The organism is Jeongeupia sp. HS-3 (assembly GCF_015140455.1).
GTDB lineage: Bacteria > Pseudomonadota > Gammaproteobacteria > Burkholderiales > Chitinibacteraceae > Jeongeupia.
In genome coordinates, this window is sequence record NZ_AP024094.1 from 3305661 (window position 1) to 3329867 (window position 24207).

General features: G+C 65.3%; 26 protein-coding genes. 5 read left to right on the top strand and 21 right to left on the bottom strand.

The genetic code is table 11. From position 1 onward, the window contains the following. Positions 1-5: 5 nt before the first annotated feature. The 3 genes from JLC71_RS15940 to JLC71_RS15950 all read left to right on the top strand — a co-directional run bounded on the left by JLC71_RS15940 (position 6) and on the right by JLC71_RS15950 (position 3258). A complete protein-coding gene (locus tag JLC71_RS15940; RefSeq protein ID WP_200916579.1) occupies positions 6-569 on the top strand; it encodes a hypothetical protein in 564 nt (187 codons plus the stop codon). Between the two features lie 19 nt (positions 570-588). Beyond that, positions 589-1863 carry a phosphoribosylamine--glycine ligase gene (gene purD, locus JLC71_RS15945; RefSeq protein ID WP_200916580.1) on the top strand — a complete coding sequence of 425 codons (1275 nt, stop codon included), beginning with the start codon at positions 589-591 and terminating at the stop codon, positions 1861-1863. A 93-nt stretch (positions 1864-1956) separates the two neighbouring features. Beyond that, on the top strand, positions 1957-3258 hold the full coding sequence (locus JLC71_RS15950) for an alpha/beta fold hydrolase (RefSeq protein ID WP_200916581.1): 1302 nt from the start codon (positions 1957-1959) through the stop codon (positions 3256-3258). A gap of 26 nt (positions 3259-3284) precedes the next feature. Here the strand turns inward: JLC71_RS15950 and JLC71_RS15955 are convergent, their stop codons facing one another. From JLC71_RS15955 to JLC71_RS16050, 20 genes are all read right to left on the bottom strand, one after another. After that, positions 3285-3725 carry an excinuclease ATPase subunit gene (locus tag JLC71_RS15955; RefSeq protein ID WP_200916582.1) on the bottom strand — a complete coding sequence of 147 codons (441 nt, stop codon included), beginning with the start codon at positions 3723-3725 and terminating at the stop codon, positions 3285-3287. Positions 3726-3735: 10 nt separating this feature from the next. Further along, positions 3736-4971: a beta-ketoacyl-ACP synthase gene (locus tag JLC71_RS15960; RefSeq protein WP_200916583.1), complete on the bottom strand. Its 1236-nt coding sequence runs from the start codon at positions 4969-4971 to the stop codon at positions 3736-3738. Continuing rightward, positions 4968-5693, bottom strand: coding sequence for a 3-ketoacyl-ACP reductase FabG2 (locus tag JLC71_RS15965; RefSeq protein WP_200918393.1), 726 nt, complete (start codon positions 5691-5693; stop codon positions 4968-4970). Before JLC71_RS15965 ends, JLC71_RS15960 begins: the two co-directional genes overlap by 4 nt. 5 nt (positions 5694-5698) lie before the next feature. Beyond that, the gene (locus tag JLC71_RS15970; protein WP_200916584.1) at positions 5699-6160 is read right to left on the bottom strand and encodes a hotdog family protein; all 462 of its coding nucleotides are present in this window, start codon (positions 6158-6160) and stop codon (positions 5699-5701) included. After that, the gene (locus JLC71_RS15975; RefSeq protein ID WP_200916585.1) at positions 6157-7317 is read right to left on the bottom strand and encodes a beta-ketoacyl-ACP synthase; all 1161 of its coding nucleotides are present in this window, start codon (positions 7315-7317) and stop codon (positions 6157-6159) included. The genes JLC71_RS15970 and JLC71_RS15975 overlap by 4 nt, the downstream gene beginning before the upstream one ends. Beyond that, entirely contained in the window at positions 7314-7826 is a 513-nt protein-coding gene (locus JLC71_RS15980) for a DUF3261 domain-containing protein (RefSeq protein WP_200916586.1), read from the bottom strand. Before JLC71_RS15980 ends, JLC71_RS15975 begins: the two co-directional genes overlap by 4 nt. A gap of 32 nt (positions 7827-7858) precedes the next feature. Continuing rightward, entirely contained in the window at positions 7859-9094 is a 1236-nt protein-coding gene (locus tag JLC71_RS15985) for an NAD(P)/FAD-dependent oxidoreductase (RefSeq protein ID WP_200916587.1), read from the bottom strand. Then, entirely contained in the window at positions 9091-11418 is a 2328-nt protein-coding gene (locus JLC71_RS15990; protein ID WP_200916588.1) for an MMPL family transporter, read from the bottom strand. Before JLC71_RS15990 ends, JLC71_RS15985 begins: the two co-directional genes overlap by 4 nt. 9 nt (positions 11419-11427) lie before the next feature. Then, positions 11428-12036, bottom strand: a complete 609-nt coding sequence (locus JLC71_RS15995; protein ID WP_200916589.1) for an outer membrane lipoprotein carrier protein LolA — start codon at positions 12034-12036, stop codon at positions 11428-11430. Then, a complete protein-coding gene (locus tag JLC71_RS16000) occupies positions 12030-12566 on the bottom strand; it encodes an acyl-CoA thioesterase (protein ID WP_200916590.1) in 537 nt (178 codons plus the stop codon). Before JLC71_RS16000 ends, JLC71_RS15995 begins: the two co-directional genes overlap by 7 nt. Beyond that, positions 12559-14088 (bottom strand): HAL/PAL/TAL family ammonia-lyase, encoded by a 1530-nt coding sequence (locus JLC71_RS16005; protein WP_200916591.1) that lies wholly within the window; start codon positions 14086-14088, stop codon positions 12559-12561. The genes JLC71_RS16000 and JLC71_RS16005 overlap by 8 nt, the downstream gene beginning before the upstream one ends. Further along, entirely contained in the window at positions 14085-15005 is a 921-nt protein-coding gene (locus JLC71_RS16010; protein WP_200916592.1) for a lysophospholipid acyltransferase family protein, read from the bottom strand. Before JLC71_RS16010 ends, JLC71_RS16005 begins: the two co-directional genes overlap by 4 nt. After that, positions 15005-15751 (bottom strand): glycosyltransferase family 2 protein, encoded by a 747-nt coding sequence (locus JLC71_RS16015; protein ID WP_200916593.1) that lies wholly within the window; start codon positions 15749-15751, stop codon positions 15005-15007. The genes JLC71_RS16010 and JLC71_RS16015 overlap by 1 nt, the downstream gene beginning before the upstream one ends. Then, positions 15748-17406: an ApeI family dehydratase gene (locus tag JLC71_RS16020; protein ID WP_200916594.1), complete on the bottom strand. Its 1659-nt coding sequence runs from the start codon at positions 17404-17406 to the stop codon at positions 15748-15750. Before JLC71_RS16020 ends, JLC71_RS16015 begins: the two co-directional genes overlap by 4 nt. Beyond that, entirely contained in the window at positions 17399-17968 is a 570-nt protein-coding gene (locus tag JLC71_RS16025) for a COG4648 family protein (RefSeq protein ID WP_200916595.1), read from the bottom strand. The genes JLC71_RS16020 and JLC71_RS16025 overlap by 8 nt, the downstream gene beginning before the upstream one ends. An 11-nt stretch (positions 17969-17979) precedes the next feature. Continuing rightward, positions 17980-18222 carry an acyl carrier protein gene (locus JLC71_RS16030; protein WP_200916596.1) on the bottom strand — a complete coding sequence of 81 codons (243 nt, stop codon included), beginning with the start codon at positions 18220-18222 and terminating at the stop codon, positions 17980-17982. 5 nt (positions 18223-18227) lie between these two features. Next, entirely contained in the window at positions 18228-18488 is a 261-nt protein-coding gene (locus JLC71_RS16035) for a phosphopantetheine-binding protein (protein ID WP_200916597.1), read from the bottom strand. A 6-nt stretch (positions 18489-18494) separates the two neighbouring features. Beyond that, a complete protein-coding gene (locus JLC71_RS16040; RefSeq protein WP_200916598.1) occupies positions 18495-19238 on the bottom strand; it encodes a lysophospholipid acyltransferase family protein in 744 nt (247 codons plus the stop codon). Then, positions 19238-19936: a beta-ketoacyl synthase chain length factor gene (locus JLC71_RS16045; protein ID WP_200916599.1), complete on the bottom strand. Its 699-nt coding sequence runs from the start codon at positions 19934-19936 to the stop codon at positions 19238-19240. The genes JLC71_RS16040 and JLC71_RS16045 overlap by 1 nt, the downstream gene beginning before the upstream one ends. 105 nt (positions 19937-20041) lie before the next feature. After that, positions 20042-21262, bottom strand: coding sequence for a cation:proton antiporter (locus tag JLC71_RS16050; protein WP_200916600.1), 1221 nt, complete (start codon positions 21260-21262; stop codon positions 20042-20044). A 181-nt stretch (positions 21263-21443) separates the two neighbouring features. On the opposite strand from JLC71_RS16050, the gene JLC71_RS16055 reads away from it, so the two are divergent. Then, a complete protein-coding gene (locus tag JLC71_RS16055) occupies positions 21444-21716 on the top strand; it encodes a FeoA family protein (RefSeq protein WP_200916601.1) in 273 nt (90 codons plus the stop codon). Beyond that, positions 21713-23476: a ferrous iron transport protein B gene (gene feoB, locus JLC71_RS16060; protein ID WP_200916602.1), complete on the top strand. Its 1764-nt coding sequence runs from the start codon at positions 21713-21715 to the stop codon at positions 23474-23476. The genes JLC71_RS16055 and feoB overlap by 4 nt, the downstream gene beginning before the upstream one ends. 9 nt (positions 23477-23485) lie before the next feature. On the opposite strand, the gene JLC71_RS16065 is transcribed toward feoB, so the two are convergent. Then, positions 23486-24049, bottom strand: a complete 564-nt coding sequence (locus JLC71_RS16065) for a hypothetical protein (protein WP_200916603.1) — start codon at positions 24047-24049, stop codon at positions 23486-23488. Between the last annotated feature and the right edge of the window lie 158 nt (positions 24050-24207).

A 24207-nucleotide genomic window follows, 5' to 3' on the forward strand; every position in this document is an offset into this window, starting at 1 on the left:
AAAAGATGAAACGCTGGCTGGCAACCGCCGCCCTGTCGCTTGCGCTGGTGATCCCTGCGCAGGCGGCCGATTGCGGCAATATGGGCGAATGGCTCGGCAGCGCTTGCAGCCATCTGGGCAAAATCGCCGACGAAGGCAGCTGGGATGCATATGTGACCGGCTATACCTGGCACGACCCGAGCACCTGGACCGAGGAGAAGCTCAATGAGCTGAACGCCAAGGCCTGGGGCGGTGGCATCGGCAAGCACATCGTCGATGAGAACGGCAATCACGACATGCTGTACGGGTTTGTGTTTTCCGACTCGCACAAGGATCCGGAGCTGATGCTCGGCTACGCCAAAATCTGGTTCTGGCCGTCGGAAAGCATCGTCTCGGTCGGGGCCGGTTATACCGTCGGCCTGACCTCGCGTCGGGACATCATCAACGGGATTCCGTTTCCCTACATCCTGCCGGTGGTGTCGCTGCGCGTGTGGCGTGCTTCGGTGCTGGGGACGTTTATTCCGTCGCTGAGCAGCGGTCTCAATAGCGGCAACGTCGGTTTCGTATTTGGCCGCTACGAATTCAAATAAGCGGTTTTGGAGTAAGGCAATGAATATTCTTGTTATCGGCAACGGCGGTCGCGAACACGCGCTGGCATGGAAAATTGCCCAGTCGCCGCGCGTCGGCAAGGTTTTTGTCGCGCCGGGCAACGCCGGTACGGCACTGGAACCGAACCTGACCAATGTACCGGTCACCGATATCCCGGTGCTGATCGAATTCGCCAAGCGCGAAAACGTCGCGTTCACCGTGGTCGGCCCGGAAGCGCCGCTGTCGCAGGGCATCGTCGATGCGTTCCGCGCCGAGGGGCTGAAGATCTTCGGCCCGACCAAGGCCGGCGCGCAGCTCGAATGGTCGAAGGATTTCGCCAAGGCGTTCATGAAGCGCCACGGCATTCCGACCGCCGATTACGAAACCTTCAGCGATGCCGTCAAGGCACACGCCTACATCGACGCGAAAGGCGCACCTATCGTCATCAAGGCCGACGGCCTGGCTGCCGGCAAGGGCGTGGTCGTGGCGATGACGCTGGACGAAGCGCACGCGGCGATCGACATGATGCTCGAGGGCAACAAGTTCGGCGACGCCGGCGCCCGCGTGGTGATCGAGGAGTTCCTGACCGGCGAGGAGGCGAGCTTCATCGTCATGGTCGACGGCAAGAACGTGCTGCCGATGGCCAGCTCGCAGGACCACAAGCGCCTGCTCGACAACGACGAAGGCCCGAATACCGGCGGCATGGGCGCGTACAGCCCGGCACCGGTGGTGACGCCGGAAATCCATGCCAAGGCGATGCGCGAGGTGATCCTGCCGACCGTGGCCGGCATGGCCAGGGATGGCGTGCAGTACAGCGGTTTCCTCTACGCCGGCTTGATGGTCGGCGACGACGGCTCGGTCAAGGTGGTCGAGTTCAACTGCCGCTTCGGCGATCCGGAAACCCAGCCGATCATGCTGCGTTTGAAGAGCGATCTGGTGACGCTGCTCGAACACGGCATCGACGGCACGCTCGATCAGGTCGAGGCCGAATGGGATCGCCGCGTCGCGCTTGGCATCGTCATGGCTGCCGCCAATTACCCGGAAACACCGCGTACCGGTGACGTCATCACTGGCTTGCCGGGTGAACTTGAAGACGGTCATGTCTTCATCGCCGGCGCCAAGCTTGATGATCAAGGCCGTCCGGTCACCAGCGGCGGACGTGTGCTGTGCGTGACCGCATTTGGCGAAGGGTTCAAGCTGGCGCACAAACGTGCTTACGAGATCCTCGAAGGCGTGCATTTCGACGGCGCGCAGTTCCGCCGCGATATCGGCTGGCGCGCGATCGCGCGCAAGTAAGCGTATCTCGCCGGATAAAGGCCGCCCACGGGCGGCCTTTATCATGGCTGGCGGCTATGCTGACGGTATTAAAATAAAAAAACCGGAGATACGATGGCTTATCGTCGCTGGGCGCGGATGACCTTGCTGCTGTGCCTGCTTGCCGCGCTGGGTGCGTGCAGTCTGGCCCGACGCGTGGCGCGGCTGGAACAAAACCGCAACGAGATCGAACGCAACGGTGTGATCGCCGGGGTGGTACGGCTCGATGACGTGCCGGTGCCAGAGGCCACGATTGCCCTGTTACGGCTCGATCAGGACAAGCTGCGTCTCGTTGCCCGTAACCCTGCCGGCGAAGGTGGCCATTTTGCCTTTCTGGTACCCCAGCAGGGCCGCTATGTGCTGTTGGCTTATCACGATCGTAACGGCAACGGATTGCCGGATGCCGACGAGGCCGCGGCGACCACGGGCTTGCCCAGGGGGATTCCAATGGGGCCCGCCGATGAAGTCAATCAGCGCTTTGCCCTTGACCGGCATTCGCCACCCCTGACGAGCGAAGTTCGCAAGCGCTTGCTGCTGACGGAAGAGGCGGTCGCAACCAGGCCGTTGCAGATTTTTGCCGGCCGTACCGCCACGCTGGATGACGCCCGCTTCCGTCAGGATTTTGGTAGCAAGGGCTTGTGGGCACCGCTGGATTTCGTCTCGGAAATGGGCATGGGTGTCTATTTTCTTGAACCCTATCGCGCCGATCGCATCCCGGTGTTGTTTGTTCATGGCGTCGGCGGTTATCCGCAAGAATGGCGGAAGATCATTGCCAGCCTCGATCATGAGCGCTTTCAGCCTTGGGTCTACCACTATCCGAGCGGCATGCGGCTCACGGCCAGTGGTGATGCCTTGGGTGATCTGCTGATGACACTGCAGCAAGAGCACGGTTATCGCCGGCTGATTGTCGTTGCACACAGCGTGGGCGGGCTGGTGTCGCGGCAGGCGATTCAGCACCTTGCGCGGCGCAATCCGCAGCAGGCGGTCATGTTGTTCGTCACCCTGTCAACGCCGTGGGGAGGCAACGTGATGGCGCAGCTTGGCGCCGAGCGTGCGCCGGTACCGATCCCGTCATGGCAGGATCTGGCGCCGGAAAGCGACTTCCTGCGGGGCCTGTTCGGCGCTGCCTTGCCAGATACCGTGCCGCACCAGCTGTTCTTCGGCTATCGCGGCGGCAGTATGCTGATTCAAGGCAATAGCGACGGTACGATTGCGCTATCGAGCCAGCTTGCATTGCCAGCGCAGCAGGGCGCGGTACGGGTGGTGGGTTTCGATGAAACCCACTCCTCGATTCTGACCAGCCTTGCGGTAGCGGATGAGCTCAATCGCGTGCTCGAGCACGCGATTGCCACGGACCGGCTGGCTGGCAAGCGCTGAAGCAGACGATCCAGTGCGGGGAAGACTTACTTGCCGGTCTGGATCAGCGTGCCCTTGAGCGCGACACCGGCGACCATCGTGCCAGCATGGCATTCGTATTCACTGCTGCTCGAAAATTCGTTTTTCTTGTAATAGCTCTTGATATTGACCACCGCGCTGGCGCCCAGCTCAATCGCCCGTTCCTTCAGTTGCAACAGCGCCGAGAGCATCACCCAGCGGCAGGCTTCTTCGTCGCTCTTGTTGAAGGCATTGGTTTTCTTGTTGGTGGTGAATTCGCCCAGCGATTTGGCATTCTTCGGCAACGGCTGCTCGCCGAAACTGAATGTCACCTCGTCTCCCAGCTTTTGCTTGAACTCCGGATTGTCAAAAATCGCCTGCACCGGCAGCTTCAATTCGGTGTCGCGGGCGTGCGCGCCCGTCGCGGTGAGGGCGATGGCGGCGGCAATGGTGGCGATGACAATACGCATTCAATATCCCTTATTTGTATTTCTTGAAAATGAGTGACGTATTAATTCCGCCGAAAGCAAAATTATTGCTCATCACATAATCGCAATCAAGATTCCGCCCGCCGCTGACCAAGTAATCAAGCGGTGCGCAGCGCGGATCGATCTCGGTCAGATTGATCGTCGGCGCGAACCAGCCAGTATTCATCATCATGATGCTCCACCACGCTTCGAGCGCGCCGCAGGCGCCGAGCGTGTGGCCGACATAGCTCTTCAGCGACGAGATCGGCATCCGTTCGCCAAAGACCGCGTGCGTTGCCTGCGTTTCGGCGATGTCGCCCTGTTCGGTCGCGGTGCCGTGGCCGTTGACGTAGCCGATCGCATCGGACGCTAGCCCGGCATCGGCGAGCGCCAGTTTCATCGCCTGCGCCATCGTCGCCGCCTGCGGCTGGGTGACATGGCTACCGTCACAATTGGTGCCAAAGCCGACCAGTTCGGCGTGAATATGCGCGCCGCGCGCCATCGCGTGCTCGTACTCTTCGAGAATCAGCGTACCGGCGCCTTCGCCGATCACCAGACCATCGCGGCCGGCGTCGTAGGGACGCGGTGTCAGGCTGGGCGTGTCATTGCGGGTACTGGTGGCGAACAGCGTGTCGAACACCGCCGCTTCGGTTGCGCACAGCTCCTCGGCGCCACCGGCGATCATCACGTCGGCATGGCCGTACTTGATCGTCTCGTAGGCGTAGCCGATGCCCTGACTGCCCGAGGTGCATGCGCTCGAGGTGGTGATGACCCGGCCGGTGAGGCCGAAGAACACCGCGATATTCACCGGCGTCGTATGCGCCATCATCTTGATGTAGCTGTTGGCGTTGACGCCTTCGGTGGTCTTTTCGTAAATCATCCGGCCGAAGTCGCCAATCGCCGGCGGCGAGCCGGCCGACGAACCGTAGGAGACGCCGACACGGCCGCTCCCAAGCAAGGCCGCGTCGGCGAGCAAACCGGCATCGGCAAGCGCGAGTTCGCTGGCGCGGGCCGCCATCAGCGCGATCCGCCCCATGCTGCGGATGCGCTTGCGCGTGTAGGTTTCTACCGGCAGCGCGAACGCCGCCGCCGGCGCGCCAAGCCGGGTGTTCAGGCCGTCGTAGGCCTCCCACTCGGGCAGGTACTGGATGGCGTTCCGTTCGGCGCGCAGCGCGGCCTCAATGCTCGGCCAATCGCAGCCGATCGGGCTGATGCCGGCCATGCCGGTGACGACGACACGACGGGTCATGCCAAGCCTCCATTCACCGAGATGACCTGTCGGGTGATGTAGGCGGCATCGGCGGACAGCAGGAAAGCGACCGCGGCGGCGACTTCCTCGGGCTTGCCCATCCGTTGTGCCGGGATCGCCTTCAGCGCGTGTTCGACCACTTCGTCGCTGACCATCTCGGTATCGATCAGCCCCGGCGCGACACAGTTGACGGTGATCTTGCGCTTGGCCAGTTCGACCGCCAGCGCCTTGGTCGCGCCGATGATGCCGGCCTTGGCGGCCGAGTAATTGACCTGACCGCGATTGCCGATCAGCCCGGACACCGACGACAGCGTGACGATGCGCCCCGGTTTGCGCGCCTGCACCATCGGCATCACCAGCGGGTGCAACACATTGTAGAAACCGTCCAGATTGGTATGGATCACGCCGTCCCAGTCGGCTTCGGTCATGGCCGGAAAGGCCGCGTCGGCGGCGATGCCGGCATTGCAGACCACGCCGTACGGGGCACCGAATTCGGCGAGATCGGCGTCGAGCGCGGCGCGCGCGCCGGCACGATCGGCGACGTCGAACTGCAGCACGCGCACGCTCGCACCCAGCGGCGCCAGCTCGGCGGCGAGTGCATCGGCTTCGTCGCGGCGCGAACGACAATGCAGGATCAGGTCGTAGCCATCGTGCGCCAACCGGGTGGCGATGGCGCGGCCGATGCCGCGGGATGAGCCGGTGACGAGCACCGTTTGATTCAACTTGTTCATGCTTGCTTCAAATAATCGTCAAGGTTGTCCGGCTGGTAGGCCGAAAGCTGTGCACTGGCGACGGTCTGGCCGTCGATGGCGATGGTGCAATCCATCACCGCAACGCCGTTGTCGGCCTGGAATTCTCGCCTGGCGGTAATCATCAGAGTCTGGCCGACGTGAAAGGCCGGCACGTCGCAATCGTAGCGGCGGGTGCCGACGAGAAAGCCGACTTTGACCGTGTTGCCATGTGATCGGGCTTCAAAACCGGCGAGTGCGGCAATCGTCTGCGCCATGTATTCAACGCCGACCCAGCCGCCGACGGCGTCCTCTTCACAGAAGGGCGAATCGGCACGGATGGTCGTCGCTGCGCTGAGCGTATCGCGGCCGATAGCCACGACGCGATCGAGCAGTACCATGCGACCCGAGTGCGGCAGATAGTCGGCGATCGGCAGGTAGCCGGATAGGGTTTCGTTCATGTCCGCTCCAGAATCAGCGCGATATTGTTGCCGCCGAAGGCGAACGAGGTCGACAGCACGCAGCGGATTTCGGCCGTGTCGCCGGCGGCGACCAGCGGCAGCGGCGGGATGGCCGGATCGGCGTCGCCATCCCACAGATGCGGTGGCAGCCGGTGCTTGGCGTCGGTCAGCGTGATCCAGCACAGCGCCGCCTCGATGGCACCGGCGGCGCCGAGCGTGTGGCCGGTGAGCGGCTTGGTCGAACTCGCCGGCACGCCGGGCAGCAGCGTCGCGACGGCGAGGCTTTCCATCGCGTCGTTCTGGCGCGTGGCGGTGCCGTGCAGGTTGACGTAGCCGATTTCAAGCGCGGTTTTGCCGGCGCGTTGCAGGGCGGCGGCGATCGCCAGTTTGGCGCCATTGCCGTCGGGCGCCGGTGCGGAAATATGGTGGCCGTCGGAGCTTTCGCCCCAGCCGGCCAAGGCGACCGGCGACGGTGTGCGGCTCATCAGGAACAGCGCCGCGCCTTCGCCGATATTGATGCCGTTGCGATTGCGCGAGAACGGATTGCAGCGTACCGCGCTGACCGATTCAAGCGCGGTAAAGCCGGCGACGGTGAACGCCGCGAGCGTGTCGACGCCACCGGCGATCACCAGATCGGCGACGCCGGATGCGAGCAGCCTGCTGCCTGCGGCCAGGGCCTTGGCGCTTGATGAACAGGCGGTCGAAATACAGTAGGCCGGGCCGGCGATGCCGAGTTCGTTCGCCAGCCATTGCGCCGGCGATCCGAGTTCCTGCTGGCCGTAGTGGTAGTCGGCGGGCAGGGCGCCGTCGGCCTCGTGCGCCATCGCCACTTCGCCTTCGCAGATCCCCGAGGTACTGGTGCCAAGCACGATGGCAATCCGCGCCGGAGCTAGCCCGGCGGCGAGCTGGCGGTATTGCGCGTCGATCTGCGCAAATGCGGCGGCGAGCAGTGCGTTGTTGCGGCTACGGTGCTGCGGCGGCGCCTCGCGCAGCGGCGGCAGCGCTTCGGTCACGGTGCCGAGCATCAGCGTGCGCCCGCGACTGTAGGCGTCGGTTTCAACCATACCGGGGGCATCAAGGGCGAACAGCCGTTCGCGTATGGTGTCGACGCCGGCACCAAGCGCGCAGATCAGGCCGGGGGAATGCAGGTAAATCATGGCGCGGTATCGATAGTCAGTTGGTAATGCAGCGGCAGGTTGGCCAGTTGCGCCCGACCCTGCAGGCGATCGTCTCCGCTGTAATCGACGATGATGGCGTCCTTGCCATCACGCTGCATAACGCGCCGGCGTGCGCTGTCGTTGACGTGCCAGCCGTTTGGAAGCGCGGCGCGCAAAGCATCGAGCGGCGCGTGGACGATCAGGAAGTCGTTGAGCATGCGCTCGGCAGGCAGCGCCATCTTCACGTTCTCGCTCGATCGGAGCAGCTTACCGTCGTAGTCTAGCGAAAACAGTCGCACGCCGAGCGCGAGCCCGACCAGCGACACACGTTCGTCGTCGATGCTGGCGACGACATCGAGCGTGCGCGTTTCGCCGGGCCAGCGCATCGTCAGCCGCTGTTCGAGCACCCGCTCGCCGCCGAAGGCCGCGGGCGGCAGCTGCAGTAGCGGCAGGCCGCCCGACAGCAGCGTTGCGCAGCCGGCGAGTAGACATGCACTCAGTAGCAGCATCGCTCGTCCGAAACGAGCGCCTGCCTTTAGGGTCAGAACAGTGCGCACGCGGCTTCCAGCGACGACAAGCGACGCTCGGGCTTGGCGACGTAGGGGTTGGCTTCATCCCAGGCATAGCCGGCGAGAATCGACGAAATCATCGCTTCGATCTGCGGGTTTTTGTCCTTGTGGAAGATGATCTTCTGGAAGCGGCCGTCGTACCACGCGGTAACAAAAGCGCGGAAGGTGTCGACGCCTTTTTTCAGCGGCTTGGCGTAGTCCAGCTCCCAGTCGACGGCCTCGCCGGCGGCTTCACGCAGCAGCGCGGTGACGGCGAGGTCGGCCGATTTCACCGCGATGGTCACGCCGGACGAGAACACCGGATCGAGGAATTCGCCGGCGTTGCCGAGCAGCGCGAAACGGTTGCCGTGCAGCGATTTCACATTGGCGGCATAGCCGGTCAGCGTGCGCGCCGGGGTATCCCAGCTGGCGTTCTGCAGCAGCGCGGCCAGGCCCGGATCTTCAAACACGATGGCCTTGAGCCGCTCGGTGTGCTCGCCGGTATACCGGGCAAGGAAGGCCGGCTCGGCGACGACGCCGATCGAGCAGCGACCGTTCGAGAACGGGATCAGCCAGTACCAGACGTCGTGATGCTCGGGGTGGACGGTGATCAGGATCTTGTTGCGATCGAAGCTTCCTGCCGGAATGCCGTCTTCGATATGGGTGAAGATCGCCCCGCGCACCGGGAAGTCGGATGGCGTTTCCAGATCGAGCAAGCGCGGCAGCGTGCGGCCGAAGCCGCTGGCGTCGAGCAGGAAGTTGGCTTCAATCTCATACACATGATCGTCGTCGCCGCGCACCGTCAGCACCGGGCGTTCGCCGGTGACATCGGCGGCGAGCACGGTGTGGCGGTAGCGGATATCGGCGCCGGCCTTTTCGGCACCGTTGGCGAGCACATGATCGAAGGCGCCGCGCTGCACCTGATAGGTCGTGCCCCAACCGGGGGAGAACTTCTCGCGGAAATCGAACTGCACATGCTCGCCGCCCTTGGCGAAGGCGGCACCGTTCTTGTACTGGAAACCGGCCTCGACCACGTCCTGCAGGAAGCCGGCTTTCTCGATGTAGGCCATCGATTGCGGCAGCAGGCTCTCGCCGATCGAAAAGCGCGGAAAGGTTTCGCGCTCGATGATGACGACGTCGCGCCCGGCGCGGCGCAACAGGCCGGCGGCGACACTGCCGGACGGGCCGGCGCCAATGATGACGATATCGGTGCTTTGACGGGTGTTCATGCGGAGGAATCCGGTTGGAACAGCGGTTGCGGGGGCGCCGGGCGGCGCAAACAGGGAGCGATCAGCCAGGCAAGGCCGACGCCGGACAAGGTCGCGGTGCCGAAAGTGGCCAGCGCCGGGGTATGGCTGAACGCCAAGAGGCCGAACGACAGCAGGGTGCACAGCGCGGCGAGCGAGGTCGCCAGCAGGATGCGGACTTCGCCGGGGTAATCGTTGACGAAGATGCCGTAATCGATGCCCATGCCCAGCAGCAGCAGCAGGGTGAGCACGGTGAGCAGCTGCAGCGGAATGCCGAGCCAGCCGAAGATCGCCAGCGTGGCGATGCTGGCGAGCAAGGATGGTGCCAGCACCCGCCAGGTATCGCGGCGATAGCGCCGCCACAGCAGCGCGGCGGTGATGATGTAGGCGGCCAGCAGCACCAGCGCCAGCCGGTCGCGGTAGCGGTCGAGCACGGCGGAAATCTCTTGCGGCTTGTCGATCCAGCGCACGCCCGGCAGCTTGATCGCCGCCAGTGTCTTGACGTTGGCGGCGCCGGACAAGCCGGTCAGCATCACCATGCTGGCGTAGCCGTGCGCGGTCTTGCCGAGCCACAGGTGGCGGGCCGGCAGCGATGCCGGCGAAGCCAGCCACGCATCCACCGTCAGCGGCGGTGCGGCGGCCTGCTGCGCGGCAATCCAGCCGGCGTCGAGGCCGATGTCGGCGGCGAGGGCGTTGAGCAGCGCTGGATCGCGCAGCACCGCTGCTTGTTTTTGTAATTCGCGTTGCTCCGCCAGCGGCGGCAGCCAGCGGCTGACCCCTTGATAACCGCCGATCACGCCACGCGCCTTGAGACCATCGAGTTCGCGGCTCAGCGCGCGTTCGCGTTCGAGCACGCTTTGCGGGCTGTCGCCTTCGACGAAAAACAGTTGTGCCGGGCTGGGCAGGCCGAGCAGTTTGCCGATTTCGACCTGTTCGCGGATCAGTTGCGCATCGGTGCTGACGAGGTTGCGGACATCGTCGCTGCGCTCCAGCTTCATCAGCCCGGTGACCACGAACGGCAAGGCGATCAGCAACGCGATCAGGCCTTGGCGCGGCGTGAGTCGCGGCCAGCGCGCCAGCAGTTTCAGCAGCGGCTTGCCCAGCAAGCCCGGTTCGAGCCTGCTTGGGGCTAGGCGTGGATACCAGAACAGCTCGGACAGCCATGCTGAGGCGATGCCGGTGGCGGCGAAAACGGCCATCTGCGCCAGCCCCGGGAACGGCGTCAGCGCCAGGCACAGATAGGCCAACGCGGTGAACAGCATCGCGGTCAGCAGGCTGGGCAGCAATTTTTCCAGCCGCTTGCCGGCACCCACGGTCGCGCCAAGGCTGGTGCTGTGCAGCAACAGACTGTAATCGACGGCGACGCCGATCAGGCTGGTGCCGAACACCAGCGTCAGCATATGCACGCGGCCGTAGACGAGGAAGGTCGTCGCCAGTGCGATCGTCATCCCGGTGGTGATCGACAGCGCCACCAGCGGCAGCGCGCGCCAGCCGCGGAAAGTCAGCAACACCAGCAGCAGGATGCCGAGCAGCGAGCCGATGCCTATCGTCGACATTTCGTGTTCGGCCTGCTTGGCGGCCTTGGCCGCATGCAGCACCACGCCGGCGCGCAGCACGTTCACATCGGGTGAGCGGACCTTGAGTTGGGCAATGCCCTGATCCAGACCATCGGCGACGGCTTTTTGCAGCGAGAGCGAGAAGGCGCTGCCATCGAGCGTATACATCAGCACCACATAATGGCGGCCATCGAGCTCGGCCCACAGCCGCCCGCCATCGGGGCGGACGCGGGTCAGGTCGCCAAAGCTGGTCAGCCAGCGGCCGAAGGTGCCGAACGGATCATCCTTCCACGCCAGACCGCTGGTCGAGACGGTGGAGTACGCCAGCGAAACCGCCCGCGCTTGCCATGCCTGCGCCGGTTGCGCGAGCGCGGCGCGATCGTCCGGCGTCAGCAGCAGCTGGCGGTAGGGGGCGTAGAAATCGCGCAACTTGTCGACATCGACTGGCTGCGATTGTGCCTTGACCGGCAAGTCCTTGAGCCCGGCGGCCAGCGTATCGGCGGCCTTTGCCGCAGCGTCGCGGTCGGTGGCGCCGACCAGCAGCACCAGCTGGCGCTCCGATGCTTGCGAGAGCGACGCCATCGCGCGTTCGGCGACCGGATCGCGCTCGCTCGATGGCAGCAGCGCGAACAGGTCGGTATCGAGCCTGCCCGCCAGCGCGCGGTGCTGGCTCGCCAGCCAGCCGGCGGCGAGCAGCAGGATCAGCAACCATGCGAGTGCGAGCGTGCGCCAGAGCCGGGTTTCGGTCATGACCGGTTCTTAGTCAAAATCGGCCTCATCCTCGGCCGACATCTGCTGCGCCGGCGTGACCTTGAGCATCCTGATCCGCGTGACATCGCCACTGGCGGCATTCAGTTCGACGGTTTCGATCGTCTTGTCACCGCTGAGCTTGATGCCGGCGATCAGCTTGGCCATGCCGGCGTCTTTCGGGCTCAAGACCAGATTCCAGCGCGCGCCCTTGGCGTCGCCCTTGATATCGAAATGGCGCGCCAGTCCGGATAAATCGCCCGAAAACAGCGAAAACAGCACGCCGCCGACGGTGCGAACCACCGGCTCTTTCTCGGCGGTCAGCTTCATCAGCGTTTCCTTGCCGTCCTTCTGGACGATCTCGTCGCGGGCGACCTGCAAGCGCTGGTCGAACGGCTTTTGCGTATGCCAGACGACGCCGCGTTTTTTCTCGACGACGAAATGGCCGGTCGCAGTCAGTGTTTTCTTCACGCCGACGAGCGAGCGTTCCTGCACGAAATCGCCGCGAACGACCGGCGCATCGATCAGCCGTTTCTGCACCTCCTGCAGCAGGTCTGCGTGCGCCAGCATCGGGATCAGGCCCGGCAGCAGCAGGACCAGGGTGGTGAGGCGTTTCAGCATGGTAGCGGCTCTCCGAGTTTCTCGAACAGGATGGGCGGCGAGAGGAAACACATCTCGCGGCTTTGCATATCGACGGCAACCTGCACGGTGTAGCCGCGCGTCAGCCGCGTGCCGGTGGCTGCGTCGCGGATTTCGTAGCGGATTTTCAGCCGGTTTTCCCACTCGACGATTTCGGCGCAGATGCCTATGCGCTGCTGGTAAACGAGTGGCTTGGCATAGCGGATGTTCAGCTCGATCACCGGCCACGCGTAACCCGAATCGCGCATTTGCGGATAGTCGTAATCGATCAGTTGCAGCAGCGCGGTGCGGGCGTGCTCGAAGTAGCGCACGTAGTTGCCGTGCCAGCAGATGTCCATCGGGTCGAGGTCGTGGAAGGGCACAACCCATTCAATACTGGTTCCGCGTGGTGGCTTGGTTGCGCGCTCGCTGGGTTGCTGCGTCGCTTGTGTACTTGAACGTACACGGCGCTCCTCGCTTCGCGCGTCAGCGGCGCTCGCCGGTGCCGGATTGATGTCGTTGATATCACTCATACAGCTTCCATTGTTGCGACTGGATGCCGGCGACGAGACGTCGCAAGGTCGGTTCCAGCGCAACATCTTCACCGATAAAGGCGATATCGTCGGCCAACTCACCTACAAATGCATCGGCCCCTGCTTGCAACGGCATCGCGCCATCGGCAGTTTTCCGCCGCAGCGTGACGCCCTGGCGCACGGTGATCAGCATCGCGGCGGCAACTTGCTCGGTCAGTTCAAGCACGCGCAGCGCGTCGCGTGCGGCGATCGTGCCCATGCTGACCTTGTCCTGGTTGTGGCATTCGGTCGAGCGGCTGAACACCGATGCCGGCATGGTGTTTTTCAGCGCTTCGGCCGTCCACGCCGATGCGCTGATCTGCAGCGCCTTGAGGCCGTGGTTGATCGCCGCGCGCGGGCCGGTTGCGCCAGACAGATTCGCCGGCAGGCCGTGGTTGTAACGGGCGTCGACGAGCAGCGCCATTTGCCGATCCAAGAGGTCGGCGACGTTGGCGACGAGGTTCTTCAGCGAGTCCATCGCAAAGGCGATATGGCCGCCGTAGAAATGGCCGCCGTGCAGCACGCGTTCCTCGTCGGGGTCGACCAGCGGGTTGTCGTTGGCGCTATTGAGTTCGTTTTCGATCACGTTTTTCAGGAAGGGCAGCGCGTCTTCGAGCACGCCGATCACGTGCGGCGCGCAGCGCAGCGAATAGCGATCCTGCAGCCGGTGATCGTTGCGGCCGGCCTTGTTGTCGCCGAGATCGGCACGCAGCCGCGCCGCCACCGCTTGCTGGCCCGGATGCGGCTTGGCGGCGAACAGCGTTTCGTCGAAATGCTGCGGGTTGCCGTCGCTGGCGGCGACGGCGAGCGCGGTGATCCGCGTCGCCAGTCTGGCGAGGTAGTCGGCGCGCTCCCAGGCGAGGCAGGCGAGGCCGGTCATCACGGCGGTGCCGTTCATGATCGCCAGGCCTTCTTTCGGCCGCAGTTTCAACGGTGTCAGACCGAAGCGCGCCAGTGCCTCGGCAGCCGGGAGCATTTCGCCGTTGACGCGTGCTTCGCGCTCGCCGCACAGCACCGCCGCTACGTAGGACAGCGGCGTCAGGTCGCCGCTGGCGCCGACCGAGCCTTCCTGCGGAATGCGCGGCAGGATGTCGTGTTCGAGCAGCGCGGCCAGCTGCGTTAGCAGCGCCGGGCTGACGCCCGAATAGCCTTGCGACAGCGAGGCCAGCCGGGCCGCGAGAATCGCGCGGGTTTCGACGTCGCCGAACAGCGCGCCGAGGCCGCAGCCGTGATAGGTGTACAGGTGCTGTGGCAGCTCGTAGGCGAGTTCAACCGGCACGGCGACGGTGCACGAATCGCCGTAGCCGGTGGTCACGCCGTAGATCACGCCTTCATCGGCCAGTAGTTTGTCCAGAAACGCCGCGCCACGTGCGATGCGGCCGGTGAATTCGGCATCGGTCGAGAGCACCGGCGCCGCTTCGCGCAGCGACAGTGCAACGATATCGGCGATGGCAAGGCGCGAAGCACCAAAAGTGACTGTCATTGTTCGGACCAGAAAGGATAGAAGTTGAACCACTGCAGCGGCGCGGCGAGGCATTCGGCCTCGAGCAGCGCGGCGTAACTGGCCGCAAGGCGGGCGATCTCGCTACGGCGGTCGGCGCGCGGCAGCACGACGCGCTCGGCGAGCACGCGCACGGTGATGTGGAAGCTTGCGCCACGGCGACTGGCAACCAGCGCGACCAGCGGGCATTTGAACACCGACGCCAGCACATAGGGGCCGGTCGGGAATAGTGCCGGCGTACCGAGGAAGGGCGCGCCGACCGTATCGGGCGTGTTCGACACCGGCACGCGGTCGCCGGCGATCACGACGAACTCGCCGGCGGCGACGCGTTCGGCCAGCATCACCGCGGTGGCGGCCGAGATCTCGGTGACCTGGATCAGCCGGATTTGCGCATCGGGATTGGTTTCGCGCAGCAGCCGGTTGAAGCGCTCGGCGTGCTTGGTGTGCACCAGGATATTCAGCCGGATGCCACGACGATTTTCGCCGAGTTTGCGCAGCATCTCGAAATTGCCGATATGCGCGGTCATGATCACGCCCCCGTGGCCGGCGTCGATGAGCCGCTGCATCACGTCGCCGCCGTCACGTTCTATCGGCGTATCGTCGAGATCGCCGCGCCAGACCAGCAGCTTGTCGAGCACGGTTTCGCCGAAGGCGGCGAAATGGCGCAGCGTATTGAGCAGCGTCGGCGCCGGCGTACTGCCGCCGCTGACCGTGTGCAGCCTTGCCAGATACTCGCGCGAGGCACGGCGGGCGATACGGTGACTCAGCATGAACCAGGTCATCACCGGATACAGCACCAGCCGGAACGGCCAGCGGCCGAAAGCCTTGTAGATGCCGACCAGCAGGCGGATGCCGCCGATAAAGCCGGCTTCACCGACCGATGCCCAGTGCCGCGCCATCAGCGCGATCCCGATGACAGCGGCAGGTGGCGCGCGAGCAGCCGTGGCAGGCGCAGCAGCATGCCGAAGAACAGCCGTGTGTGCATGGCGCTGATGCGGACATTGTCGCGCCAGTAATCGAAGTGCGAGACGCCATCGAGCGGGTAGCGCACGCGGGTCGGCAGATTCACCACCGGCACGCCGGCCCAGTCGAGCCGCACCAGCACCTCGGGGTCGAAATCCATCCGCTTGGCGCGCTTCATCGTCGCGAGCACCGGCAAGGTCGCCGCCAGCGGGTAGATGCGGTAGCCGCACATCGAATCGGTGATGCGCAGGCTCAGCGTATTGATCCACACCCAGACGTGCGTGGCGTAGCGACCGTAGAGCCGGCCCTTGGGCACCGATGCATCGTATCGCGGGCAGCCGGCGATGATCGCGCCGGGCCGGGCCTGCATCTGGGCGAGAAAGCGCGGCACGTCGGCGGTGTCGTGCTGGCCGTCGGCGTCAATCTGCAGTGCATGGCTGTAACCAAGCTCTGCAGCTTTGATGAAGCCGCTGCTGCACGCGGCGCCCTTGCCCTGATTGTGGCCGTGCCGCAGCAGCGTGACCCGGTCGCGCAGCGCCAGCGTATCGAGCACCGCCGCGCAGCCGGCGTCGCTGCCGTCATCGACCAAGAGCACCGGCAGGCCGTGCGCGAGCAGCGCATCGACGACGGTTGCAATCGCGTGTTCGTGGTTGTAGACGGGAACGACGGCGATGCACTTCATGCGCTGACCTCGTCAAAGAGGATTTTGCCGCTCGAATGCGCGCCGGCGTCCGAGCTGTAGGCGAACGACAAGGCCTTTTTGGCTTGGTCCCAGCTCAAGACGAGGACCACGTCCATGCCCGGCTGGATGATGCGCTGGAACTTGAGCGTGCGCATGCCGGCAAAATCGCCGTGTATGCCTAGCCGCTCGCGGCCGTAGTGCACCGCCCAGTCGATCTGGGTGACGCCGGGCAGCACCGGCGTCTGGTCGAAATGACCGTCGAAATGGATCAGGCTGGCGGCGATGTGCAGCGTCAGCGTCAGTGCATCGACGGCCGGGGTTTCGGCGACGATGTGGGCAAAGCGCGGGCGCGGCGCGGCGAACAGCGCCGCCAGCAGCGCTTCGGGCGTTTTGCCCATGCCGTTGTGCGGCAGCTCGGCGACGTAACGCCAGCGCCGCGGCAGGCCGATGCGCTCTATGTCGTTTTCGAGTGCCGCGCGCAAGCGACGATCAAGCGCCGCCTTGCCGTCGCGTGCCAGCACATCGCGGCCGGCCTCGCTCAGCACCACGACGGCGCCGATTTCGTCGCGCTGGCCCGATAACAGCAGCGCGCGCGCGACGGCGACGTCCGCGCAAGCGCCCAGCAGCGTCTCGATCCGCGTCAACGACACGCGCTTTTCCTCGACCTTGACGATGCGATCGACCCGGCCGAGCAGGGTGAGCTTGCCGTCAAGAATCGCGGCGCGATCGCTGGTCGGATACCAGCCGGGTTCGGCCAGATAATTCGATGCGACCCGCAATGCGCCATCGTCACCGACTTCCAGGCGCACACCGGGCTGCGGCGTCCACGCTTCGAACGGATCGTGGCGATGGGCGATGCCACCGGTTTCGGAGCTGCCGTAGACCTCGGTGATGGCGCAGCCGAGCAGCGTGCGGCTGGCGAGATTGGCGTCCGGTGGCAGCGGGCCGCCGGAGGAGAACACCGCGTCGAAACGCGCGGCAATCGTGCCGCGGTCGGGCACGGTCGGCAGGCGCTTGAGAATGGCCGGGCTGGCGATCAGCGTCAGCGCTTCGCCGGCAGGCAGCGACCACAGCGATTCGGGATAGGCGAGCGTGTCGGCGTCGAAGGCACGACCGGCGGCCAGCGGCCACAGCACGCGGAACAGCAGGCCGTACAGGTGCTGGTGCGGCACGGTGGCGACGATGCGCGAACCGGCCGGTATGCCGGCGCCGAAAGCGGCTTCGAGTGCCTCGGCCTCGTTGCGCAGCTGGGCGATGGTCTTGCTTATTTCGGCAGGCAGCCCGGTCGACCCGGAGGTGAAGACCGATAGCGATGGCGACAGCGAGCCGGCCGGATGCATCATTCCGGCGGTGGCGGTCCATGCATTCAGCGCGGCGTCGTCGACATCGCCGACCCACGGCATGGCGAGTGCGGCGCGTGTCGCCGGCAGCGCATCGCCGGGAACGACGACGGCGAGGCCGGCGCGCCATGCGGCGATCAGCCAGACGGCAAAGCGGTAGCTGTCGGTCTCGAACAGCGCGATGCGCGGCGCGGCCAGCGTGGCCAGCACCTGCTGTGCACCGTTGAGGTCGGCATCAAAAGTGTCGCGTGAAATGGCGGCATTGCCGCGCCAGGCGACGATGGCATGGTCGGCCAGCGGCCATGGATCAAGCATGACGGTGTCCGTTGCGGTGGGCATTGCGGCGCATGACGAGTCGCCGCACCAGATACTCGCTAGCGCCGAGCGTGCCGATCAGCACATAGGCGATCAGGCCGTTGTACAGCGCCCAGACCGTTTCGGCCTGCGTCGTCGTCCACAGCGCAATGCCGCCGTTGAGCGCAAAAAAACCGGCCCAGACGATGGTGACCTTGCGGGTGTAGGCGACGCCCTCGGGTGGCAGATCGGGCGTGGTGAGTCGTGCCAGCCGTTCGATCACCGGCGGTGGCCGGTACAGGCTGGCGGTGAAGATACAAAACAGCACCGCGTTGACGAGCACCGGGTAGAAGGTCAGCGGCAAGGCCGAGCGCGACAGCAGCGCGATCAGCCCCAAGAGCGCGGCGGCCAGCCCCAGCCAGCGGCCGGCCCGGGCTCCGGCCAGTCCAGAGCGGCTTGCGCCGGCAAGGGCCAGCGGCAACAGCAGCACGCCGGCGATCCAGAACGGCCAGCCCTGCCAGCGGCACAACCAGAAAAACAGTGGCAGAAGGATGCCGGCGGCCAGGCCGAGAGTCCGGTTCATGCGTTGCCGGTTTACTGCAACAGCGCGTGCACGGCGTCGACGACGTCGCCGACGGTGCGCACGCTCTTGAATGCGTCGGGTTGCATCCGTTTGCCGGTGTGTTTTTGCAGCTTCACTATCAGGTCGACGGCGTCGATGCTGTCGACATCGAGGTCTTCATACAGACGGGCGTCGAGCGAAATGCGCGTGGCGTCGATCTCGAAGCTGTCTTCGAGCGTTTTGGCGATCCAGTCGTAGATATCCTGCTTTTGCATATGGCTTACCTGCTGCGGTTGGCCGCAACGAAGGCGGCGAGGCTCGCAACCGAGCCGAAGTGTTTGCGGGTTTCGTCCGATTCGGCCGACAGCGACAGGCCGTAACGCTTTTGCAGCGCAACACCCAGCTCCAGCGCGTCGATCGAATCGAGGCCCAGGCCATCGACGAACAGCGGCGCATCGCTATCGATGTCGCCGGGGGTGAGGTCTTCGAGGTTGAGGCTCTCGATAATGAGTGCCTTGATTTCAATAATCAGATCGGACATGTAGAACTATCTCTGTGAGAAAAACTGCGCCAGCCAGTCGGTCAGCCGGCGCGCGGCAAGTGCCGGCTCGTCGCTGAACAGCCGTTCCGGGTGAATATCGTCGAGCACCGTGAGGGTGAAGTGCGGCTTGCGTTGCGGCACACGGTACCATTTGCTGCCCTTGGTCAGCATGGGCTCGGAGACCGCGATGATAACCGGCGTGATCGGTAGCGGCCCGCGCACGGCGATGTTGGCCGCGCCGCGCTGCAGCTTCAAAGGCTGGCCGGGCACACTACGGGTTCCCTCGGGGAAAACAATCAGATTATTGCCCGCCGTGACCGATGCGATGCAGTCGTCGATCAGCGCCGGGCCATTGGCATTGCTGATGAAGCCGGCAAAACGCACCGGTCCGTAGGTGAAGGGGTTCCGCCACAGCGCGGATTTCACCACGCAATCGGGGCGGCGGATCAGCGACATCAGGATCACCACGTCGATCAGCGACGGGTGGTTGGCGAGCACGAACAGGCCAAAGCGTTGCAGCTTCTCGGCGCCGCGCACTTCGTAACTGATGACGCCAACGCAGGCCATCAGAGCGACAAAGAAACGGAATCCCCAGTGAATCGCACCCTTGGCGCAGTGCAGCCGGCGCGTTCTGCCCGGCACCAGCTGCAACAGCGGCAGCAGCAGGCAGAGGATGACGATGCCGCCAAGGCCGAACACGGCGAAGCAGAACCCGGTGGCGGCAATCCGCCAGAGTCGGTTCAAATCCATCAGGCCGCGCCACGGGCGAGCCGCCAGCCGCCGCGAGCACCGAGTGCCAGCGTGGGCGCGTCGTTCAGCAGAAAGCGCAGCAGATCGAGCGGCGTGGCGTCGTCGCCACCGGCGTGGCCCGATTCGAGCGTGTAATCGTCGCCAGCGACCAGATCGAGCGCGATGGCGAACGGCGCTTCGGGCGCGTCGCCGTAGGGACGGTAAAGCGCCGGCAGCGGTTCGTCGCTGAAGCACAGCAGCACCGCCGCCGCGCCATCGGCGAGCTGGCCACAGGCTTCGATCAGCCCGGCCAGCGCGGTTTCGCGCCCGGCGGCCAGCGCCGTGACCGTCGCGTTCGTCTTGGTGGCGATGGTGAACAGCCCGGCGGTGGCGTTATGCACCGCCATGCTGAAGGCCTGCGGCGACACGGTGCCTTCCTGAGCCAGCGCCTGCAGCAGCGGCACGGTACGCGTGGCCTCGCCGTGACGGCTGGCGTGAATCAGCGGCTGGCTGTGATAGCCGATCTCGGCCGCGTACAGCGTTTCCAGCGCCATCTTGCCGAGGCGGTCGGCCCGGCGGCGCAGCATCGCCGGCATCGCCGCGACCTTGGGGGCCTCGTCGCCATGCGGCAGCGCACCGGCCAAGGCCCAGCCGAGCCAGGCTTCCCGCGTGTCCAGACCCGGCGCCCACGCTGACCACTGCCGCAGGCTGAAGTGCATGAGTGGGGAAGGGGCGGCTGGCATGGCGGTTGTAAGTAAAGGCAAAGAATTCAATGGTATCGCGTCGTACTAGGGTGCTTCAATTCGTTGAGAAGGCCGGAAAGCCTAGGCGGCTGCTTTCATCGGGCTGTCTTTTGCTTCGATCAGCGAGAGCCATGGCGATGTCATGACCGTGGTCACGATCGCCATCAGCAACATCGCCGAAAAATATGGCTCGGCAATCAGCCCGAGCTGGCGTCCCAGATTGAGCACGACCAGTTCCATCATGCCGCGGGTGTTCATCAGGACGCCCAGCGTCAGCGCCTCGCGCCGCGGCATTCGTGTCAGCGCGCCGGCCAACAGGCAACCGCCGACCTTGCCGATCACCGCCACCAGCGTCATCAACGCGGCCAGCCACCACAGCCCGCCTGCCAGCAGCGGGCCGAGGTCGGTCGAAAGCCCGATCGCGGCAAAGAAGCACGGCAGCAGCCAGCGGCACGCCGGGCTCAGCCATTGTTGCAATTTAACAACGATGCGCGGATCGCGCGGCAGCAGCAGACCGACGGCAAAGGCGCCGAGCAGCGCGTGCAAGCCCAGCCAGGCGCTCGCCGCGGCCGATGCGGCGACGTAGAGCGCGAGTTCGAGCGCGGCGCGGCGGCTGCGTCCTTCAGCCAGCGCACGGCCGATGACGCCAAGGCGTTGCCGCACCGGCCCGGCCAAGGCAAGCACGTAGCCGACGGCGACGCCGAGCTGCAGCAGGCCGAGCGGATCGTGTTGCGGCATCCACGCGAGCACCAGGGCGGCGAGCAGCGCCCAGCTCAGCGCATCGGTCAGCACCGCGCACGCCAGTGCCTGCGCGCCGATCGCCGTATCGCCCAGCCCGCGCTCGGCAACGATGCGCGCCAGCACCGGCAGCGCGGTCATGCCGCTGGCGAGCGCGATAAAGGCCAGCGGCATGGCCGGCAGCGGCGCACCGAGTCGCTGCGAGGCATACCACGCCGCCAGCGCGCCGAGCGCCATCGGCAGCGCGAGGCCGAGCTTGGTCGCCAGCAGCACGGCGCGTGGACGCTGGCGCACGCTGCCCAGGTCGAACTCGGCACCGAGCAGGAACAGAAACAGCACCGCGCCGAGATCGCCGGCCTTGGCGATCGGCTTGATCGTCTCGGCGGTGAAAACAAGTTCGCCCAGACTGGGGAACCAGCCGGTCAGCAGCGTCGGGCCGAACAGCAGGCCGGCACCGATTTCGCCGATGACCGCGGGCTGGCCGCAGCGGCGCGCAAGGGCGCCGCCGACGCGGGTGGCGAGCAGCACCAGGATCAGGGCGGCGAACAGGGAAATCAGGGGCATGGCGTGAACACACAAGGGAGTGGCGGCGATTCTATGCGATTTGCCGGCGATCGCCGCGCCGCGCGTGATGGGCACAGGGTAAAAAGTGACGTAGTGAATGTTGACTGTAATCAACTAACTTGCAGGGCCGGAGCGGATAATTCGGAATCATTCTCTTTTCTATTGAAGATCGAGGCTTGCCATGACCCTCACTCTCTCGCAGTTACTGCCGCAGAATCCGGCCCGCGTGAACGTGGTCGGTACCACCGCCGAACTGACCCACCGCCTCGCCGCGCTCGGCTTGCGTCCCGGACGCGAGGTCGAAGTGATCCGTCGTGGCTGGTTGGGTGGCCCGCTGCAGCTGAAGGTCGGCGGTACCGAATTCATGCTGCGCCGCGCCGAAGCGGCCTTGATCGAGGTGAGCGAGTTGCACGTTGTGGCTGCGGTGCAGCCAAGCACCGAGCTTGCAGCATGAAGCGCGTCGCTCTGGTCGGGATGCCCAATACCGGCAAATCCACGCTGTTCAACCGCATCACCGGCGGCAATGCCCGCGTTGCCAACTGGCCGGGGCTGACGGTCGAGCTGGCCAGCCATCGGGTGCTGTTGGGCGGCAATATGGTGCAGTTGGTCGATTTGCCGGGGATTTACGACCTGACCGGTGGCGCCGAGGATGAACAGGTCGCGCAGCGTTTCCTCGCCGACACCGAGCTCGACGCGGTGCTGCTGGTGCTGAACGCCACCCAGCTCGACCGGCAACTGGCCTTGGCGCTGCAACTGAAATCGGTCGGCGCGAAGCTGATCGTCGCGCTGAACATGGCCGACGAGGCCAAGCGCGGCGGTTTCGATATCGATACCGACGCGCTGGCCGAGGTGCTCGGCAGTCCGGTACTGAAAATCAGTGCCAAATACGGTCACGGCATCGACGGTCTCAAGGCGCTGCTTGCCTCTAGCCTCAAGGGCGAGGTGTCCCGGCTCGATTTCGCCCGCCTCAGGCCGGCCGATGCCAGCCGCGACGCCGAAGCCGCGCTGTACGAGCGTGCGGTGCACCGGCCGCCGACCCTGCCGCCGGGGCCGACGCAAAAGCTCGACGGCTGGCTGCTGCATCCGCTCGCCGGGCTGCCATTGTTCGTGATCATGATGGCGCTACTGTTCCAGCTGACCTACGCGATCGGCACGCCGCTGCAGGACGGCAGCGAGGCGCTGCTCGGCAGCGTCAGGGACGCCTGGCTGGTGCCGCTGACCAGTGGGCTGCCCGACTTCCTGTCCGGACTGATCCTCAGCGGGATCTGGGACGGCGTGACCACGGTGCTGACGTTCGCGCCGCTGATTTTCGTGTTCTTCTGCCTGATGGCGGTGATCGAGGACTCGGGCTACTTCGCCCGCGCGGCGTTCATGATGGACGGCATCATGGCGCGCGTCGGCCTCGATGGCCGCGGCTTCGTGATGCTGATGATGGGCTTCGGCTGCAATGTGCCGGCACTGATGGGCACGCGGGTGATCCGCGACCACAAGGCGCGGCTGCTGACGATGCTGACGATTCCGTTCTCGCTGTGCTCGGCGCGGCTGCAGATCTTCCTGTTCTTCGCCGGCGCGCTGTTCGGCCCGCGCCTGGCGCCGTGGGTGCTGCTGTCGCTGTATTTCGCCAGCATTTTCATCGCGCTCGGCACCGCCTTGCTGTTCCGCAAATACTTCCCCTCGCGCGAGCCGTTTGCGCTCGAGCTGCCGCCTTACCGGCTGCCGGTGTTCAAGCACATCGTGTTCCGCGGCTGGAACGAGTGCAAATCCTTCCTCAAGCTCGCGACGACGATGATCGTGATCGGCGTGGTTGCCGTGTGGCTGCTGACCAATTACCCGAACCCGCAGCACAGCTACGCGGCGGTGATCGCCGACTTCTTCCAGCCGCTGCTGTCGCCGATCGGCATCCAGGCCGAGTTGTCGATCGCGCTGCTGTTCGGCTTCGTCGCCAAGGAAGTCGTGCTCGGCGCGCTGGCGGTGATCGTCGGCGCCGACGGCGCGCAACTGGCGACGCATCTGGCGCAGACGCTCGACCCGGTGTCGGCGTACAGCTTCATGCTGTTCGCGCTGACCTATGTGCCTTGCGTCGCGACCATCGCGGCAATGAAAAAGGAATCCAGAAGCGCCGGCTTTACCGCGTTCTCGGTCGTCTGGTCGCTGCTGCTGGCGTGGACGCTGTCTTTCGTCTTTTATCAGGGCGCCCGGGCGCTGGGGTTCTGAGCGGGCGCTTTAACCGGGCAGCGCTCGAACGCGTTGTGCCGAGAGCAGGCCGACGCCTAGCGCGAGTCCGAGTGCAACAAGGTAAAGACTGAGAAAACCGCCGGTACTCAGTTTGCCGGCCAAGGGCCGGGCGATGCCGAGGAAGGCGGCGAAGCCCCACGACGCCGCCGAGGTGCCGCCGATGCACGCCAGCGCCAGCCGCTGGTGGCGTTTGAGCATGGCGTGCTCTGGTGTTGCCGGCAATAGCCGCGGCAGCGCGTAGTGGTGCAGCGCCGCGCCGTTCAGCGTCAACACCATGACCACGACGAGCTTGCTGAGCAACTTGGGTCTGGCGACGAGCTCGCCTACGCCCGGCCAGTGGCCGAAGTCGAGCACGATGATGGCCAGGCCGGTCAGCCATAGCAGCGCCAGGGCGACCAGTACGACGCGGCTGGCCAGTTGCAGCAGCGCCCGATCGCCGACGCCGGTGCGCCGGCCCATGATCTTCAGGTCGGCGAGCACGGTGGCGCCGATCGCCACGCAGCAGGCGAGCAGGTGGGGGTAAAGCAGCAAAAGACGCAGGGTATCGGTCATGGTTGCGGCGCAGGCTAAGTAGACCGGGTCGATGCTATGGCCATCGTCAGCGCCTGCCGCTGCGCCGCGACGGTTGGCGGTGCGCCGTTGTATTTGGCAATGTTCCCGGCATGCAAGACGGGATCGTTGCTCGCGCGCTAAAATGAACGGTTTGTTTC